Consider the following 16,818-nt stretch of genomic DNA (forward strand, 5'->3'; position numbering starts at 1 on the left):
TCTCGTAATGAAAAAACAAATAAAAGATGACGTCATATACTGTCATACAGGTAGACGATTGGTGGAGGTTCGCTTTATGACTGCTTACCATTTTGTGGGAATTAAAGGGTCGGGTATGAGTGCTCTTGCACAAATACTGCATGATATGAATATTGAAGTGCAGGGTTCCGATTACGAAAAAGAATTTTTTACACAATTGGCATTAGAAAAAGCCGGGATTAAAATCCTTCCTTTCAACGAGGAAAATATTCAACCTGGAATGACCATCATTGCAGGAAATGCGTTTCCGGATAGTCATCCGGAAATCGTGAAGGCAAAAGAACTTGATTTGCCGATCATCCGTTATCACCGTTTCCTAGGTGATTTCATGAAAAACTTCATCAGCGTGGCGGTTACGGGAGCGCATGGTAAAACATCGACGACCGGCTTACTTGCCCATGTGATGGGGGGCGCTAAACCGACATCCTTCTTGATTGGGGATGGAACGGGTAAAGGAATCGTGAATTCTGATTACTTCGTATTCGAAGCATGTGAATATCGCCGTCATTTCCTTTCCTATTATCCGGATTATGCAATCATGACGAATATCGATTTTGATCATCCTGATTATTATGCCAATGTCGAAGACGTGTTCGAGGCTTTCCAAACGATGGCCCTTCAAGTCAACAAAGGCATCATTGCGTGCGGGGATGATGAACATTTACCACATATTCAGGCGAAAGTACCGGTTATTTTTTACGGATTTGCAGAAGGAAATGATTTTCAAGCAAAAAATGTTTCCGTCACTCCGGATGGCACGACTTTTGATGTGCATGTAAGGAACAATTACTATGATACATTCACTATTCCTACTTTTGGAAAGCATAATGTGTTGAATGCACTTGGTGTCATTGCACTTTGTAAATATGAAAACTTGGATACGGAAGCTGTGAAAGCCCAATTGCGGACTTTTGGCGGAGTTAAACGCCGGTTCTCAGAAAAGGAAATCGGAAGTCAGATCATCATTGATGATTATGCACATCATCCGACCGAGATCTCTGCAACTGTCGACTCGGCGCGTCAGAAATATCCAGAGCGTGAAGTTGTTGCGGTATTCCAGCCGCATACTTTCTCGAGAACTCAGGCTTTCCTTGATGAATTCGCCGACAGCTTGAATTTGGCCGACAAAGTATACTTATGTGAAATTTTTGGATCTGCTCGTGAACATCAAGGGAAGTTATCGATTGAAGACCTTCAAGATAAGATTCCCGGAGCCGAGCTGATTACGGAGAACACAACATCAATATTGCAAAATCATGAAAACAGTGTCGTGTTATTCATGGGTGCGGGGGACATTCAAAAGTTCCAAGCAGCCTATGAGCATTCACTGCAGGTAAAATAAAAAAACGATCGTCCCGTTAGAGCGGGTCGGTCGTTTTTTTATTTTACTTTATTTTAAATTTTCTGGATTTAAATTTTCCAGTTCCGGTAAAACGAAGCGTCCGTCCTTACGTATCAAGACGTCATCAAAATGTATTTCCCCTCCGCCATATTCAGGCCGCTGGATATTGACCAGGTCCCAGTGAATGTCTGAATGGTTTCCGTTAAAGGCATCATCATAGCATTGTCCGGGAGTGAAATGAAAACTTCCATCAATTTTTTCATCAAAGAGGATATCTTGCATCGGGTGTAGAATATAAGGATTTACACCAATTGCAAATTCACCGACATATCGTGCGCCTTCATCAGTATCAAAAATTTTGTTGATGCGTTCCGTATCATTCGCAACCGCTTCAACGATTTTTCCATCCTTGAATGTTAACTTCACGTTTTCAAAAGTAAAACCCTGATAAGGGGACGGAGTATTATACGAAATAACTCCATTGATGGAATCTTTAACCGGAGCCGTATATACTTCACCGTCAGGAATGTTCAGCTCACCCGCACATTTGATGGCTTTAATGTCTTTGATGGAGAAAGTTAGGTCCGTACCGGGCCCAGTTAAGCGGACCTTATCCGTTTTATCCATCAATTCAACAAGGTTGTCCATCGCTGCGCTCATTTTGCCATAGTCGAGGTTGCAGACTTCGAAATAAAAGTCTTCGAATGCTTCTGTGCTCATTTTGGCTAATTGGGCCATGGAATTTGTCGGGTAGCGAAGCACGACCCATTTTGTTTTTGGCACGCGGATATTTCTATGTACTTTACCGACTGTCTGTCCATGAATCGCCATCTTCTCTGAAGGGACATCGGAATGTTCATTGATATTATCCCCGGCACGAAGCCCGATATAGGCATCCATCTGGTTCATTACGTTTGCTTCAAACTCACCCATCATCTTGTACTGTTCTTCTTTGGCACCCATCAGCAAGGCACGATCCACTTGGTGATCCTTTAAAAGGACGAATGGGTAACCACCTGCTGCATAGGCTTCATTCACAAGTGCGTTAACAAGCTCACGCTGCAAACCAAAGTTTTCAATCAAGATTTTTTCACCTTTTTGAAGCTTCACGGAATAATTGATTAAGTTTTTGGCCAATGTTTCAATTCTGGGATCTTTCATAAAAAATACCTCCATTGTTTAAATTCGACTTATCTTTTCTATCATACCCGATTTCCTGCCATAAGTGTGACCCATGAACTTACGGAGGAACTGGATGCAGACAACAATATTTCCATATTAGGGTTTGATAGGGTATATTGAAAAAATAAATACGTTTATAATATTAGGGAAGGGGTAATTAATATCTAACAGCTATTAAATAAGTCGATTTTTTTCGGAGGTGTTCCAATGGAGATTATTTTATACGTAAGTGCTGCTGTTGCAGCGATAGCTTTTTTGGTACTCGTTATTTTCCTAACAAAGGTACTGACATCACTTCAAACTACCCTGGACAGTGTGGCCCGGACGCTGACAGGACTAGAGAGCCAAATGCAGGGCATAACGCTCGAAACTACTCAGTTATTACATAAAACGAATACGTTGGCTGAAGATTTGCAGCACAAGTCAGAAAACCTGAACACGGTGGTGGATGCGGTGAAGGATGTAGGCACATCCATCTCCAGCTTCAATTCTTCCATCCAAAAGGTTTCCCATAAAGTGCAGGCTGAGATTGATAATAATCAAGACCGAATCTCACAAATTGTACAATGGAGTAATGTTGCCATGGAGATCAGAGACAAGTGGAAGGCCAGAAGCAAACAGGCTGCCCCGACTCCAACCGAAAGGGCGGAGTTAGAAAGGGAAGCGCTTGAAACAGATAACCTGCCTAAAAAAAGGTTTTTACGTTCTAGATCCTAAAATCTAGTTAAATAAAAAATGAACTGAAAATTGAAAGGGGAATGTATTATGACTCAAAAAGAATTTGCGGCAAAGGACTATCAGAAATCTTATGAGGACGAACGCGACTCGATCAATTCGAAGGACTTTATGATTGGCGCCTTGATCGGCGGGATGATCGGAGCGGCTACAGCATTGTTCATGGCTCCGAAAACAGGCAAGGAATTAAGGAATGACTTCAATGAACAAGCTAGAAACATTTCCGAGAAAACAGAAAGATTAAGACAAACGGCAATGGAAAAAGGTACAGTCCTTGCTGATACTGCAAAAGAAAAAACAAGCTCCGTCACGGAAATCGTTTCCAATAAATCTTCGAATATCGTCAACAAAGTGAAGAGCCTGAAAACAGGAAAAGAAAACGGCGACGCTGCTGATGATACAACGAATTCAAGCAATAAGGATATTGATGTAACCGGAACTACCGATGCTCCTATCGTATCCGTCGAAACGAACTTTGCTAACGGCAATGATTCGGAAAATAATTCAGCAGATCCTACAAGCGGAAACAAGAATGCGGCAAAATTAAAACTTGATGAAGCGAAAAAGGCATTTGATGAAACGGAGAGTAAACTAAAGAATTAAACTCCCTGGCTTCTTTAATGGGAATGAAGAGTCATTAAGGGACGAAGAATAAGGCGGTGAAGTGCTTCGATGGCTTCATCGCCTTTTTGATGGTAAAATTTATATGACAAGGAAAGGAGACTGCTATATGGTCATGAGCAAAATCGAAACAGAAGAACAATTCAATGAGCTTCTAAAAGAGGATACATTCCTGCTTTTCAAGCATAGCGTAACATGCCCTGTCAGCGCTGAAGCATTTGAACAATATGAGAGGTACATCTTAGGGAACGAACAACTTAAAACAGCCTATTTGGCCGTCCAGGAAGCTCGTCCACTATCCAATTATGTAGCAGAAACCTTTGAGGTCAAACATCAATCACCTCAGGCCATCCTTTTTAAAAGTGGAAAACCTGTCTGGAATGAATCTCATTGGCGGATTACATATGATTCATTGAGCAAGGCCATTTTAGAATGAATGGAAGGCTGGATCCCTTTGGTAAGGGGTCCGGCCTTTTATTATTCCATTGATTGGCGGGCCTAAGGATGTTAATCCTGGGGAAACCTTTTCTAGGAAGGCCTTTCCGTAAAACCTCTTTAAACATTTCTCGGCTTCGGACAAGTGGCAGAAGATTTAAACTTTTCTATGCTCTTGTGAAAAATGATCAATTAAATGATAGCTTTCCTGTTCTATTTCCAATATAATTCCTACAACGGATCGTGTTTCAATATTCTGTGTAATCGTTTTTCTGGCATGAGCGGCACCTAGTTTTATGCATTTATAACTTTAATGCTTAAAAGCGTTTAATTATTAAAGAAAAATATAGTGACATTTATGGACACTTCATTTATAATTGATTTAATCATACATGAAATATTCTAAATTTTTCATTGATAAAACAATCGGGGTGGATGTTCGAGGATCCGGATGGGATTTTTTTTAGTTTGAGTCCGCTGAACCGATTTCTATTTTAAAAAACGAAGGGATGGATTTGTAATGAGCAACAAAGAGCTTGATGGACTTCGTAATCAACTGGATGATGTGAACCTTCAGTTATTACATCTTATTAATCAACGTGCTGAACTTGTACAGGAAATTGGTCGCGTTAAAGAAAAACAAGGTGTAAACCGTTACGATCCGGTCCGTGAAAGAACAATGCTGGATCTTATCGAAGCCAATAATCAAGGACCGCTTGATCTTGGTTCGATTAAACATATTTTCAAAGAAATCTTTAAATTGGGCTTGGAGTTACAAAAAGATGATCAGAAGAAAACGCTTCTTGTATCGAGAAAACAAAAGGCTGAAGACACGATCATCGACATTAAGGGTGAATTGGTCGGTAACGGGATCCCTAGCTTCGTTTTCGGACCATGTGCCGTTGAATCTTATGAACAGACAGCTGCGGTGGCGGAAGTCATTAAAGCTAAAGGTTTGAAATTGATGCGCGGCGGTGCATTTAAGCCACGTACATCTCCATATGACTTCCAAGGGCTTGGTTTGGAAGGATTACAAATACTTAAACGTGTTGCTGATGAATACGGCTTGGCTGTAATCAGTGAAATCGTTAGTGCCAACGATATCGAAGCGGCAATCGATCATATCGATGTCATTCAAATCGGGGCGCGCAACATGCAAAACTTCGACTTGCTAAAAGCGGCAGGTGCTGTAAATAAACCAGTTCTTTTAAAACGTGGACTGGCGGCAACGATTGAAGAGTTCATTCATGCAGCGGAATACATCATGTCGCAGGGCAATGGCAACATCATCCTTTGTGAGCGCGGTATCCGTACTTACGAAAAAGCAACAAGAAATACACTTGATATCTCTGCTGTACCGATTTTAAAACAAGAAACTCATTTACCGGTCATGGTTGATGTAACGCATTCAACTGGACGTCGCGATCTTCTGCTTCCTACGGCTAAGGCGGCTCTTGCAATCGGTGCTGACGGTGTTATGGCTGAAGTGCATCCAGATCCTTCCGTTGCTTTATCGGATTCTGCACAGCAAATGGACTTCAAACAATTTGATGAATTCTACGAAGAAATTAAACGTTTGAACTGGGTAACAGTATAAGCTAAGAAATTCTTTAAATGATCTATTTACGGCCCTTACCAACTTGGCAAGGGCTTTTTTTAATGGTAAAATACTAGTTTTTGCAGAAAAAGCTTCGAAATGAGCACTATTGGATTGCAGGAAAGATTCGACTATCGTATGATAAATAACAAGAATGAGAACTGTTCGGAAGATTGAGTCATACATAAAGTGATATCTATGTGAATTTTATACTTGAATAGGGTATTGAATATTTGACTGAGAAGAGAGTAGGACTGCATTTTTTGTTAGGCAGATCGTTCCTAAAATAATCTTCCTTATAGAGAAAAACGCATAAAAGATTATTTTGCGAAATAATTCGGGTCTTTTATGGGGAAAATGAAAGAAATGGAGGAATGGATAAATGAATAATATAACCATTTATGATGTGGCGCGTGAGGCGAATGTTTCCATGGCCACCGTTTCCCGCGTAGTTAACGGGAATCCAAATGTAAAGCCTGCAACAAGGAAGAAAGTTTCAGATGTAATTGAGAAGTTAGGGTACCGTCCCAATGCAGTGGCAAGGGGACTTGCCTCAAAGAAAACGACTACAGTCGGGGTCATCATCCCGGATATCTCAAGCATCTTTTTTGCAGAATTGGCACGGGGCATAGAAGATATAGCCACCATGTATAAATACAATATCATTCTAAGCAGTTCTGATGAGAATATAGATAAGGAATTCCATTTGCTGAATACGATGCTTGGAAAACAAGTGGATGGTATCGTATTCATGGGCGGCAACATTTCTGATGAGCATGTCAAAGAGTTTAAGAATTCACCTGTTCCAATCGTTCTGGCAGGCTCGGTGGATGAAAGCGGACAAGTTCCATCGGTCAATATTGATTATGAGGCGGCGGCATTCGACGCAGTGACCTTCTTCGCTAAAAAAGGCCACAAGCATATCGCTTTTGTAAGCGGAAACCCTTCGGCGTTGATTAATGAAATGAAATTGACTGGTTATAAACGAGGATTGAAAGAAGCTGGGCTTCCATTTGATGAAAGTTATGTCGTTGAAGGTGATTATACATATGATTCAGGAATTGAATCTTTTGAAAAGTACCTGGAAGCTGAAGACAGACCGACAGCATTCATAGCCGGTGCTGATGAAATGGCGCTTGGAATTGTTCATGCCGCTCAGGACAAAGGGTTTAATGTACCGGAAGACTTTGAAGTGATCAGCTTCGATAACACGAGATTGACCTTGATGGTACGTCCGCAAATCACGACGATCGTTCAACCTTTATATGATATTGGTGCGGTTGCGATGAGGCTTCTTACAAAGTTGATGAATAAAGAACAAGTGGAGGAAGGTCTTGAAAAAGTGATCCTGCCACATCGGATTGAAAACCGTCAATCAACGAAATAAACTGGTTTGGAGAGTGTCCCGAGGGCACTCTCTTTTTGTTTCTCAAATGTTTGCCCCGAACAAAAAAGATCGTTTTTCAACGATCTTTTGGTTAACTTTGTTCATTGCTTTTCGTTGTTTGCCTGGAAGACCTAATGGGATAAAGGACCTTTTCAAGCGTCAGGGCATTCTTCTCGGTAATTTCAGGCTTCCTCGGAATGGGTTCATATATATCCTCCATGTCATCCCATTCATTCGGCAGGGGAACAGGGGACTCAGGCTGCCAGCAATCGAGCCATTCCTTTGATAGGGGACCTGATATATCATTATTCGTCATTTCAAGCCAGACCCTCGCCCAAGCCCTCGGGACGACGCGCCATATATCATATCCACCGCCGCCCACTGCAATCCACCGTCCTTCACAATACTTATGGGCCATTTCGTGGGCCAGCTTTGGTATTTCCCTATAAATTTTCATGGTGGCTGATAAATGGGTGAGCGGATCGTAATAATGGGAGTCGGCTCCGTTTTGCGTTAATATGACATCCGGTTTGAAGAATTCAATGACTTCTTTAAAGGAAGCCATGTAGCAATCGAGCCATGATTCATCTTCAGTGAACGCATCGACCGGGATGTTGAATGAATAGCCGTAGCCTTTTCCCTGGCCTCGCTCGTTAATATTGCCGGTGCCGGGAAATAAGTAGCGGCCCGTTTCATGGATGGATAGTGTACAAACATCCGGGTCATCATAAAATGACCATTGGACTCCATCACCATGATGTGCATCGGTATCGACATACAAGACACGCGCCCCATATTTTTTTTGCAGGTATTTAATCGCGACCGAACTATCGTTGTAAATGCAAAAGCCCGAGGCTTTTCCGCGGAAACCGTGATGCAGGCCACCGCCAAGATTAAGTGCGTGCAGGGACTGGCCGGTCATGACGGCATCCACAGCCGTTAAGGTACCGCCTACAAGCAATGCACTTGCTTCGTGCATTTTGGGGAAGATGGGGGTATCCTCCGTTCCTAGCCCATAATTCACAGCCTTTTCAGGGGGGAGCTTTCCCTGGCCTGCCAACCTGACAGCGTTTACATAATAGTGATCATGAATCAGTTCCAATTCTGCATCTGTTGCCATTCTGGGCTTGATAATTTGATCATCATTGATTGCATGGTGTTTTTTTAATAAATCAAGCGTGAGTTTAAGCCGTTTTTGATTGAATGGATGCTCATCGTTGAATTTGTAGGTAAGGAGTTCATCCGAATATACGAAAAGGGATGTATCATTCATGTGAAAACCCCGGTAGACTAGGCCATAAAACGGTATAGCCTTCTTTCTTCAAATCCTCCACCACCATAAATGGATTCATCGTCTGTACACGAATTACAAGAATTTTATAGTCGGTTCCATTTTTTTCAGGATAAACGAGGGTGCTCAGGATATTCGTATTGCGCCTTTTGAAAATATGGGCAATATCATGAAGGGAACCTGCCTTATCCGGGATTCTGATTTCGATTTGGGAACCGGGCTGATTGACTCCAGTCAACTCAACGTATGAATGAAGTAAATCAGAACCGGTTATGATTCCCACTAACTTCCTTCCCTTTACGATTGGAAGGCAGCTGATATTGTTATCACAGAAAACAGCCCCGATTTCTTCCACGAAATCCAGCGGGTGCCCTGTGATTATTTCCGTTTTCATGATGCTTGATAGTGGTTTTTGTAAATCATTTTTGTATTCTTCGGTACGGAATATAGAAGGGGCAGCATCCCGAATATCACGGTCGCTGACTAATCCCACAAGTTGAAAGCTGTCATCGACAATGGGGATATGGCGAATTCGCTTCTCCTTGATGATCAAGACAGCGCTATGGATTGTATCGGTTGGAGTGAGGGTGATAATATCCTCATTCATTATTGTTTCAACAATCATTTTCCTTCCTCCTCTTACTCGCCTCTTTAATACATAAACCGATTCATAAAACGCAATTGGTCGAATTTCTGGATGGATTCCGGCGGGACCCTTTTGCCAATACGGGCCATCAGACAGTTGGCCGGGTGGGAACTGATTTCAGGGTCATCTGTTGCAAAGTAGACCAAACCACCGGCACTCATCATTTTTTCCATGACCTTGCGATAGTCCCAAATATTCAGACCTGTCCCTTTCAAATCCCAATGCCAATAGTATTCAGTGGTGATGATGATGAAGTCTTCAACCGAATCGTCTTCCATGGAAAGGCGGATTAGGTTTTTCCCGACGGAGGCACCCCGGTATTTAGGGATGACCTCGATTGCACCAAGCTCAATCAGGTCCTCCATCTTGATTTCAGACCAGCGCTCCAAGGGATCGGGATATAAGTAAGTTACATAACCCACGATTGTTTCATTTTCACGGGCAATAAAGATCCTGCCCTCAGGCAAGTCTGCAATCTCTATTAACGCTTTATGCTGCAAAGCAGGCGGGCGAAAGGCGACCAAGTCTTCGTGAAACTCATAAGCGGACATTTTTTCGCCACTTAACGGCCCCTCGATGATGAGCGTTCCGCTTAATGTCTGCAGTTCCTTAGTGTAAAAGGTCTTACTATATTCCATTCTTTCACCACCCTTGTTATATAGTAATCTTACACTCTCGCATTCCGGAGTATACGAAGCATTGCTTTTAAAAACTGACCGAATGGAAAGCTTACATAAATTATACATGAAAACGAGGGGCATAATTCAGAAAGTTCAAGGCGCTTTTGTTACAGTGCTTCGTCTTTCACGGCCATCATATGGATTCGCCTTAACCATAACAATATACCAGTTGCTTTCAAAATTCACCAAGAAGGGATTTCCCTTATATGGAAGTATTCAATATTTTAAAAATTGAGATAATTCGATTCTTATACTATAATAAAAATATAGAGCCGAATGAAGGGGGAGTTTGTCGTATGAATGTGAAAGCGTTACCAGTAGTGGAAGGTAATTTTAATTTAAAGAATTATGATGAAAAATACAATGAGTTTGACTGGTCTGAGACGGAAAAGGAATTCTCCTGGTCTGAAACCGGTAAAGTGAATCTTGCGTATGAAGCCATTGACCGCCATGTCGAAACATACAAAAAGAATAAAGTGGCCCTTTATTACAAAGACGATAAAAGAAATGAAAAGTATACATTCAAGGAAATGAAAGATTATACGAATCAAGCGGCCAATGTGTTCAAGAACATTGCCAATGTGGAAAAAGGAGATCGTGTTTTCATCTTCATGCCTCGCTCCCCGGAGCTTTATTTTGCATTGTTGGGTGCGATTAAAACGGGAGCGGTCGTAGGGCCGTTGTTCGAAGCCTTCATGGAAGGAGCCATAAGGGACCGTCTTGAAGATAGTGAGGCAAGTGTGATAGTGACGACACCTGAACTTTTGCCGCGTGTCCCGGTGGATGAATTACCCCATTTAAAGCATATTTTCTTGGTGGGGGAAAATATAAAAGAAGAAGGAAATTACCATAACTTCAATAAAAAATTAAAAGAAGCCGACAAAAAATTCGAAATTGAATGGGTGGATCGGAATGACGGTCTGATTCTTCACTACACCTCAGGTTCCACAGGCAAACCAAAAGGAGTGCTGCACGTTCATAATGCGATGATCCAGCATTATCAAACGGCAAGGTGGGTCCTTGATTTGCAGGATGAGGACGTGTATTGGTGCACAGCGGACCCTGGGTGGGTGACAGGGACGTCTTACGGGATATTTGGACCTTGGCTGACAGGGACCTCGAATGTCATTGTAGGCGGGCGGTTCAAGCCTGAATCCTGGTACAAGACCTTGGAGGACTTTGGTGTCACGGTATGGTATAGTGCCCCGACTGCCTTCAGGATGCTGATGGGCGCAGGTGACGAAATCGTTAAGCGGTTCGATTTGAGTTCTCTCCGCCATATATTAAGTGTGGGTGAACCGTTGAACCCGGAAGTGGTGCGCTGGGGAATGAAGGTATTCAATCACCGTATCCATGATACATGGTGGATGACGGAGACCGGGGCACAGGTCATCTGCAATTATCCTTGCCTGGAAATCAAACCTGGCTCGATGGGCAAACCGATTCCAGGTGTGAAGGCGGCAATAGTGGATGATCAAGGCAACGAGCTTCCGCCGCATAGAATGGGGAACCTTGCCATCAAGAAAGGCTGGCCTTCGATGATGAAGACCGTCTGGAAGAATGAAGCTAAATATGAATCTTACTTTATGCCAGGTGATTGGTATGTTTCAGGAGATTCCGCATATATGGATGAAGATGGTTATTTCTGGTTCCAAGGCCGTGTTGATGATGTCATCATGACGGCAGGGGAGAGGGTAGGTCCTTTCGAAGTGGAAAGCAAATTGGTCGAGCATCCAGCCGTAGCCGAAGCGGGGGTCATCGGTAAGCCGGATCCGGTTCGGGGGGAAATTATCAAAGCGTTCATCGCACTTCGTGACGGATACGAGGCAAACGATGAATTGATTGAGGAAATTCGTACATTTGTAAAGCATGGTCTAGCAGCACATGCGGCACCTCGTGAAATTGAATTCAGGGATAAACTTCCTAAAACAAGAAGCGGTAAAATCATGCGCCGTGTCTTGAAAGCTTGGGAACTTGATCTGCCAACTGGTGATTTATCATCGATGGAGGATTGAAAACTTAGTCTTACTGATTATTGAGAAGGAAAAGGCATCCATGGTCACTTCCATGGATGCCTTTTTGGGGAGAGTATAAGGAAACAGGCTGTCGGGGTAACCGACAGCCTGTTTTTAGTTCAAGAAAGAGTGTCATTCTTCCTCTTCTTCAGCTTTATCCGTGTCTTGCTCTTTATCATTGACGGTGCCTTGCTCTTTGTCGGTCTCTTGATTTTCCTGATCTGTATTCTCTTTGTTTTGATCTTTATCTTGAGCTGGCTCTTTATTATTATCCGTTTGCGTTTCTTTTTCTGGTTCTTTTTCTTTTACTTTATCTGAACCGTTCTCTTCTTTTGAGTCTGTTTTTTTATCTTCGTTAGCTATTTTATCTTTTCCACGATCATCTTTAGTTTTTGTGGAATCTTCTTTTGAACCGGTCTTTTTAGCGCCGCTTTCAACACGTTGAGAAGGGGCTGATTCTTTGCCGACTATGTCTACGGCCGTTACATAATAGGAACCGCCTGAGCCGACTTTATAAACAAGGCTCTCCCCAGCATTGATGCTCGCCACTTTCTTGCCGTCTTTATAGACACGATAACCGACGACATCTCCTTCATCATGCAAGCCCCATGTAATTTTATCGTTACCGATCGTTATGGATAGGGGATCTGGTGCTTTGCCATTATCATTCAATTTCGCTGTCGCCCCGACGACATTTCCTGATTTTTCGGCTCCAGGAATCACGGAGCCCGGGTCAACGACATATCTCAATCCGATATCTGCAAATGAATCTGGATTCAACATGAACCCGCCGCTTGTGAATTCGCCAGGCGTTTGCGGAAGGGCTGCGTAGCGTTTGCTGCCGACTGATACATATTGTCCATCTATGAAACTATCATCCGCCCTGGATGGAGCATATTTCGCGATGAATAAATCCGATTTGACAAGCCCGGCCTTTTGGCATGAACTTGAAGGAAGCAGTCCTGAAACGCCACAGAAGGAACGGCTGACAATTCCGCCCGGCATTTCAAATCGCTTATCGGGGTCGATAAGTTTAGGGTCGACTTTATATGCGGCATTGATCAGATCTGCCCAATAATACATATTACGTTTATTATATTCAAGACCATTATAGGTCCCTTGCAAGGATTTCGGTGTATCATATCCCAGCCATGTACCGAATGATACATTGGGATTCGTAGCGACGAACCAAGCGTCCCAATAGTTTTGTGAAGTACCGGTCTTACCTGCCCAATCGCTTGAGAAGGCAAGTCGGTTCCTGACCGAGGACGCCGTCCCGCTGTTTACGACATCACGCATCATATCAAGCGTCAAGTAAGCGGCTTGCGGAGAGAAAACATCCACTGGTTTCACTTTATGCTGATAGATGACTTTGCCATCTTTCGAAACGATCTTATCGATCATATAAGCATCGATGAAATCTCCTGAATTGGCAAATGTACCAAATGCATTGACGTTTTCTTCAACGGTTACACCTTTTTCCATCGCACCTAATGACAAGGCAAGATTGGAGTAATCCCCTTTCGTCACGGTGGAGAAGCCCATTTTTTCCAAATACGAAGCGGGGCTCAGGTTGATTATTTTTTTGTAAAAGAGCGCTGCCGGGATATTGTAGGAATTCTTCAGGGCCTCGCGGGCAGTCGATACTCCCGTATAGCTGCCGCCGCCATAGTTTCCTGGACTCCACGGTTTGCCGCCTGTTGGAATGGAAATCGGCACATTAGCCGATACGCTGCCAGGCGAGATCTTGCCTAGCTCGATGCCTGGACCATATATCACCAAGGGCTTCATCGTAGATCCGTTCGATCGCAATGATGCGGTGGCGTGGTTCGTCTGTTCCCGCTTGAAATCACGGCCGCCTACGAAACTGATGATTTTTCCTGTTTTATTTTCGATGAGAATGGCCCCGGCTTCAACGGGCTCACCCACCGTTTTCATTTCCTTCGTATCTGGATCGACGACTTGTGCCGTTTTATCGTATCCATAATTCGGATAGTTTTTCGTAACTTCCTGCATCTTGTCATAAATCTTTTTATCGATTGTCGTATAAATCTGATAGCCGTTTTGCCGGAGCTTACGATCGGCAAGTGCTAGATATTGAGCTTTTAAATCATCATTCTTTAAATCTTTCTCTTCATATCCATCTTCTTTTGCCAGACTGACAGATAGGATTTCGATGGAGCGTTTTTCGATTTCATAGGTGAGCCATGGATATTTCTCCGACGGCATCTCCGTTTTACCGATAAAGTCTTTTGTAATGTCGTATGCGTTTGCTTTATCATATTCTGCTTTTGTTATGTATCCGTTACTATACATCCGCTTTAAAACGGTTTTCATCCGGTTGATGCCGGGCACTTGATTTTCCTTCAATTTTCCTTTCTGGGTATATGGTGTATATCCGAAAGGGCTTTGCGGCAATCCAGCGATAAAGGCTGATTGGGGCAGTGTCAGATCTTTGGCCTCCACGCCAAAAATACCTTCAGCGGCGGACTCGACCCCGGCGATGTTACGGCCTGAAGAGTTTCGTCCCAAAGTGGAGACGTTTAAGTACGTTTCCAAAATCTCTTCTTTTTCAAAGAATTTTTCGACCCGGAGCGCAAGCAGGATTTCTTTTGCTTTCCGTTCAAACGATACTTCGTTGGTCAGGACCTGGTTTTTAATGAGCTGCTGTGTTAATGTACTTCCTCCCGATTGGACGGTTGCATTCGAAAATTCCTGGTAAATCGCACGCAGGATAGCTTTCGGAACAACCCCGTCATGCTCATAAAAATACTCATCTTCAGTAGCGATGACTGCATTTTTTAGATGCTCGGAAACTTTATCGATGGACACTTCTTCACGCTCAAGGTCACTCTTAAGCTTGCCCAAGTATACTTCATCAGCAAAGTATACTTCAGAGGTCTCTTCATAATTGTAAATGTCTTTTTTCAAATCTTCTTTTGAGCGTACCGGCTCATCATTGACGAGGGCAGCGAAATAGCCGGCTCCGACGCCGCCGGCGAATGAGAATCCTAGAATCCCGACAATAATGAAGATCAGCGTTAAATTCCAAATGACTTGGTATGTAACCCGCGCGTTCTTATGTGTTTTTTCATTTTGAAAAAAACGGGTCAGCTGCTTCCAGACTGTTAGAAATCTATCTTTTTGATTATTATTCATCGTATCATACCCCCTGAAATCACATATATTATAGCATACAACAGGTAGGGGAAAGGGCATCTTTCTTATTTTTCTATAATCTGTAAGGGTATGTTGACAAGGAATCTTATGTATGATAAAAGTTTATTAACAACAATAAAATGATTAAATGATCGCGATGATAGGACCCAGTAGTCAGACTATCCCTGTTTCAGAGAGCCGGTGGTTAGTGGAAATCGGTACAAATAGTATGATGAATTACTTCCTGGAGCATTTGCTGTGAAATGATTAGTAGCAGGAAACGGTTGACGACCGTTATTCGTCTTGAGCGGAGGGCATAGTATGTCCTCAAGTTGGGTGGTACCGCGAATTCATTCGTCCCTTCATATTTATGAAGGGGCGTTTTTGTGTGCTTTTTGCGGTTTTTTTCTAAGATGAGGAGGAAAATTAAATGGAATTGCTTAAAGACCTCGAATGGAGAGGGATTATTTATCAACAAACGGATGAAGAGGGGTTTAAGAACCTTTTAGAAAAAGAGAAAATTTCTTTATACTGTGGTGTCGATCCAACAGCGGATAGTATGCATATCGGACATCTATTGCCATTCTTGACATTGCGCCGTTTTCAGCAGCATGGCCATCGTCCCATTGTATTAGTGGGTGGTGCGACTGGACTTATCGGTGATCCAAGCGGTAAAAAAGAGGAACGCCAGCTGCAAACGCTGGAAAAAGTGCTCTATAATGCCGACTGCATAAAAGGGCAGCTATCCCACATCTTTGAATTCGAAGGTGAAAATGGTGCGATCATGGTCAATAACTATGACTGGATAGGTAAAATCGATATGGTCACGTTCTTGCGTGATTATGGGAAATACATCGGCATTAACTACATGCTGGCAAAAGATACGGTTGCTTCCCGCTTGGATACGGGAATTTCCTTTACTGAATTCGCGTACACGATCTTACAAGGAATTGATTTCGGCCATTTGTACAGCAATTACAACTGTAAATTGCAAATTGGCGGCAGTGATCAATGGGGCAATATTACGACTGGGCTGGAAATGATCCGGAAATCCAATGATGAGGATGCAAAAGCATTCGGTATGACGATCCCGCTCGTAACGAAAGCGGATGGAACGAAATTCGGTAAAACGGAAGGCGGAGCGATTTGGCTTGATCCTGAAAAGACGACTCCGTATGAATTTTACCAATTCTGGATCAATACAGCCGATGCTGATGTCGTGAAATACCTGAAATTCTTCACATTCCTATCTCGTGAGGTGATTGAAGAGTTAGAGCAATCCGTACAGTCCGAACCGCATTTGCGTAAAGCGCAAAAAGCTTTAGGGGAAGAAATGACCCGTTTGATTCATGGTCAGGAAGCTCTTGACCAGGCAATCAAAATCTCTGCAGCCCTATTCAGCGGAGAGGTGAAGAATTTAAGTGCGGCGGAAATCAAATTGGGCTTCAAAGATGTTCCTAGCTTCAAACGTGAAAGCAAGGAAGATATCGGTTTGGTCGATTTAATCGTTGAAGCGAAAATTTCGCCATCAAAGCGTCAAGCCCGGGAAGATATTCAGAATGGGGCAATCTCCATAAATGGGGAGAAAGTGACTGATCTGCAATATGTAGTGACGGAAGCTTCTAAGATTGAAGGGGAGTTCATCCTGGTTCGTCGCGGCAAAAAGAAATATACATTAGTGAAATGATT

The 16,818-nt window shown here is 42.9% G+C and carries 13 protein-coding genes and 1 other annotated feature; of the genes, 8 read left to right on the forward strand and 5 right to left on the reverse strand.

What is annotated here, in order from left to right:
- Positions 1-76: 76 nt before the first annotated feature.
- Entirely contained in the window at positions 77-1,381 is a 1,305-nt protein-coding gene (gene murC / locus ACQKMF_RS02945; RefSeq protein ID WP_101222964.1) for a UDP-N-acetylmuramate--L-alanine ligase, read from the forward strand.
- Between the two features lie 48 nt (positions 1,382-1,429).
- On the opposite strand, the gene ACQKMF_RS02950 is transcribed toward murC, so the two are convergent.
- Entirely contained in the window at positions 1,430-2,542 is a 1,113-nt protein-coding gene (locus ACQKMF_RS02950) for an aminopeptidase (protein WP_260358334.1), read from the reverse strand.
- Between the two features lie 228 nt (positions 2,543-2,770).
- On the opposite strand from ACQKMF_RS02950, the gene ACQKMF_RS02955 reads away from it, so the two are divergent.
- From ACQKMF_RS02955 to ccpA, 5 genes are all read left to right on the forward strand, one after another.
- Positions 2,771-3,280 (forward strand): DUF948 domain-containing protein, encoded by a 510-nt coding sequence (locus ACQKMF_RS02955; RefSeq protein WP_101222962.1) that lies wholly within the window; start codon positions 2,771-2,773, stop codon positions 3,278-3,280.
- Positions 3,281-3,328: 48 nt separating this feature from the next.
- Complete coding sequence (locus tag ACQKMF_RS02960; protein ID WP_230176732.1) at positions 3,329-3,901, forward strand: YtxH domain-containing protein; 573 nt, start codon at positions 3,329-3,331, stop codon at positions 3,899-3,901.
- A gap of 127 nt (positions 3,902-4,028) precedes the next feature.
- Entirely contained in the window at positions 4,029-4,355 is a 327-nt protein-coding gene (gene ytxJ, locus ACQKMF_RS02965) for a bacillithiol system redox-active protein YtxJ (RefSeq protein WP_427571713.1), read from the forward strand.
- Positions 4,356-4,874: 519 nt separating this feature from the next.
- Positions 4,875-5,951 (forward strand): bifunctional 3-deoxy-7-phosphoheptulonate synthase/chorismate mutase, encoded by a 1,077-nt coding sequence (locus ACQKMF_RS02970; RefSeq protein WP_101222960.1) that lies wholly within the window; start codon positions 4,875-4,877, stop codon positions 5,949-5,951.
- 382 nt (positions 5,952-6,333) lie between these two features.
- Positions 6,334-7,338: a catabolite control protein A gene (gene ccpA, locus ACQKMF_RS02975; protein WP_101222959.1), complete on the forward strand. Its 1,005-nt coding sequence runs from the start codon at positions 6,334-6,336 to the stop codon at positions 7,336-7,338.
- 91 nt (positions 7,339-7,429) lie between these two features.
- On the opposite strand, the gene ACQKMF_RS02980 is transcribed toward ccpA, so the two are convergent.
- Genes ACQKMF_RS02980 through ACQKMF_RS02990 form a run of 3 tightly spaced genes read right to left on the reverse strand, consistent with a single transcriptional unit; the run spans position 7,430 to position 9,913 of the window.
- Positions 7,430-8,611 (reverse strand): acetoin utilization protein AcuC, encoded by a 1,182-nt coding sequence (locus tag ACQKMF_RS02980; RefSeq protein ID WP_427571716.1) that lies wholly within the window; start codon positions 8,609-8,611, stop codon positions 7,430-7,432.
- On the reverse strand, positions 8,604-9,254 hold the full coding sequence (locus tag ACQKMF_RS02985; protein ID WP_101222957.1) for an acetoin utilization AcuB family protein: 651 nt from the start codon (positions 9,252-9,254) through the stop codon (positions 8,604-8,606). The genes ACQKMF_RS02980 and ACQKMF_RS02985 overlap by 8 nt, the downstream gene beginning before the upstream one ends.
- Before the next feature lie 26 nt (positions 9,255-9,280).
- Positions 9,281-9,913 carry a GNAT family N-acetyltransferase gene (locus tag ACQKMF_RS02990; RefSeq protein WP_034309235.1) on the reverse strand — a complete coding sequence of 211 codons (633 nt, stop codon included), beginning with the start codon at positions 9,911-9,913 and terminating at the stop codon, positions 9,281-9,283.
- 338 nt (positions 9,914-10,251) lie between these two features.
- On the opposite strand from ACQKMF_RS02990, the gene acsA reads away from it, so the two are divergent.
- Positions 10,252-11,970, forward strand: a complete 1,719-nt coding sequence (gene acsA, locus ACQKMF_RS02995) for an acetate--CoA ligase (RefSeq protein WP_427571718.1) — start codon at positions 10,252-10,254, stop codon at positions 11,968-11,970.
- A gap of 132 nt (positions 11,971-12,102) precedes the next feature.
- On the opposite strand, the gene ACQKMF_RS03000 is transcribed toward acsA, so the two are convergent.
- Positions 12,103-15,129 carry a transglycosylase domain-containing protein gene (locus ACQKMF_RS03000; RefSeq protein ID WP_402938961.1) on the reverse strand — a complete coding sequence of 1,009 codons (3,027 nt, stop codon included), beginning with the start codon at positions 15,127-15,129 and terminating at the stop codon, positions 12,103-12,105.
- 148 nt (positions 15,130-15,277) lie between these two features.
- Positions 15,278-15,494: a binding site (T-box leader), on the forward strand.
- A gap of 65 nt (positions 15,495-15,559) precedes the next feature.
- On the opposite strand from ACQKMF_RS03000, the gene tyrS reads away from it, so the two are divergent.
- Positions 15,560-16,816: a tyrosine--tRNA ligase gene (gene tyrS, locus ACQKMF_RS03005; RefSeq protein ID WP_101222954.1), complete on the forward strand. Its 1,257-nt coding sequence runs from the start codon at positions 15,560-15,562 to the stop codon at positions 16,814-16,816.
- Positions 16,817-16,818 lie beyond the last annotated feature (2 nt).

Source organism: Peribacillus sp. NPDC101480 (genome assembly GCF_050277335.1).
In the GTDB taxonomy this organism is placed as follows: domain Bacteria; phylum Bacillota; class Bacilli; order Bacillales; family DSM-1321; genus Peribacillus.

Excerpts from the sequence above, each read along its gene's own strand:
- murC (WP_101222964.1), top strand. The coding sequence starts at position 77 with ATGACTGCTTACCATTTTGTGGGAATTAAAGGGTCGGGTATGAGTGCT.
- ACQKMF_RS02950 (WP_260358334.1), bottom strand. The coding sequence starts at position 2,542 with ATGAAAGATCCCAGAATTGAAACATTGGCCAAAAACTTAATCAATTAT.
- ACQKMF_RS02955 (WP_101222962.1), top strand. The coding sequence starts at position 2,771 with ATGGAGATTATTTTATACGTAAGTGCTGCTGTTGCAGCGATAGCTTTT.
- ACQKMF_RS02960 (WP_230176732.1), top strand. The coding sequence starts at position 3,329 with ATGACTCAAAAAGAATTTGCGGCAAAGGACTATCAGAAATCTTATGAG.
- ytxJ (WP_427571713.1), top strand. The coding sequence starts at position 4,029 with ATGGTCATGAGCAAAATCGAAACAGAAGAACAATTCAATGAGCTTCTA.
- ACQKMF_RS02970 (WP_101222960.1), top strand. The coding sequence starts at position 4,875 with ATGAGCAACAAAGAGCTTGATGGACTTCGTAATCAACTGGATGATGTG.
- ccpA (WP_101222959.1), top strand. The coding sequence starts at position 6,334 with ATGAATAATATAACCATTTATGATGTGGCGCGTGAGGCGAATGTTTCC.
- ACQKMF_RS02980 (WP_427571716.1), bottom strand. The coding sequence starts at position 8,611 with ATGAATGATACATCCCTTTTCGTATATTCGGATGAACTCCTTACCTAC.
- ACQKMF_RS02985 (WP_101222957.1), bottom strand. The coding sequence starts at position 9,254 with ATGATTGTTGAAACAATAATGAATGAGGATATTATCACCCTCACTCCA.
- ACQKMF_RS02990 (WP_034309235.1), bottom strand. The coding sequence starts at position 9,913 with ATGGAATATAGTAAGACCTTTTACACTAAGGAACTGCAGACATTAAGC.
- acsA (WP_427571718.1), top strand. The coding sequence starts at position 10,252 with ATGAATGTGAAAGCGTTACCAGTAGTGGAAGGTAATTTTAATTTAAAG.
- ACQKMF_RS03000 (WP_402938961.1), bottom strand. The coding sequence starts at position 15,129 with ATGAATAATAATCAAAAAGATAGATTTCTAACAGTCTGGAAGCAGCTG.
- tyrS (WP_101222954.1), top strand. The coding sequence starts at position 15,560 with ATGGAATTGCTTAAAGACCTCGAATGGAGAGGGATTATTTATCAACAA.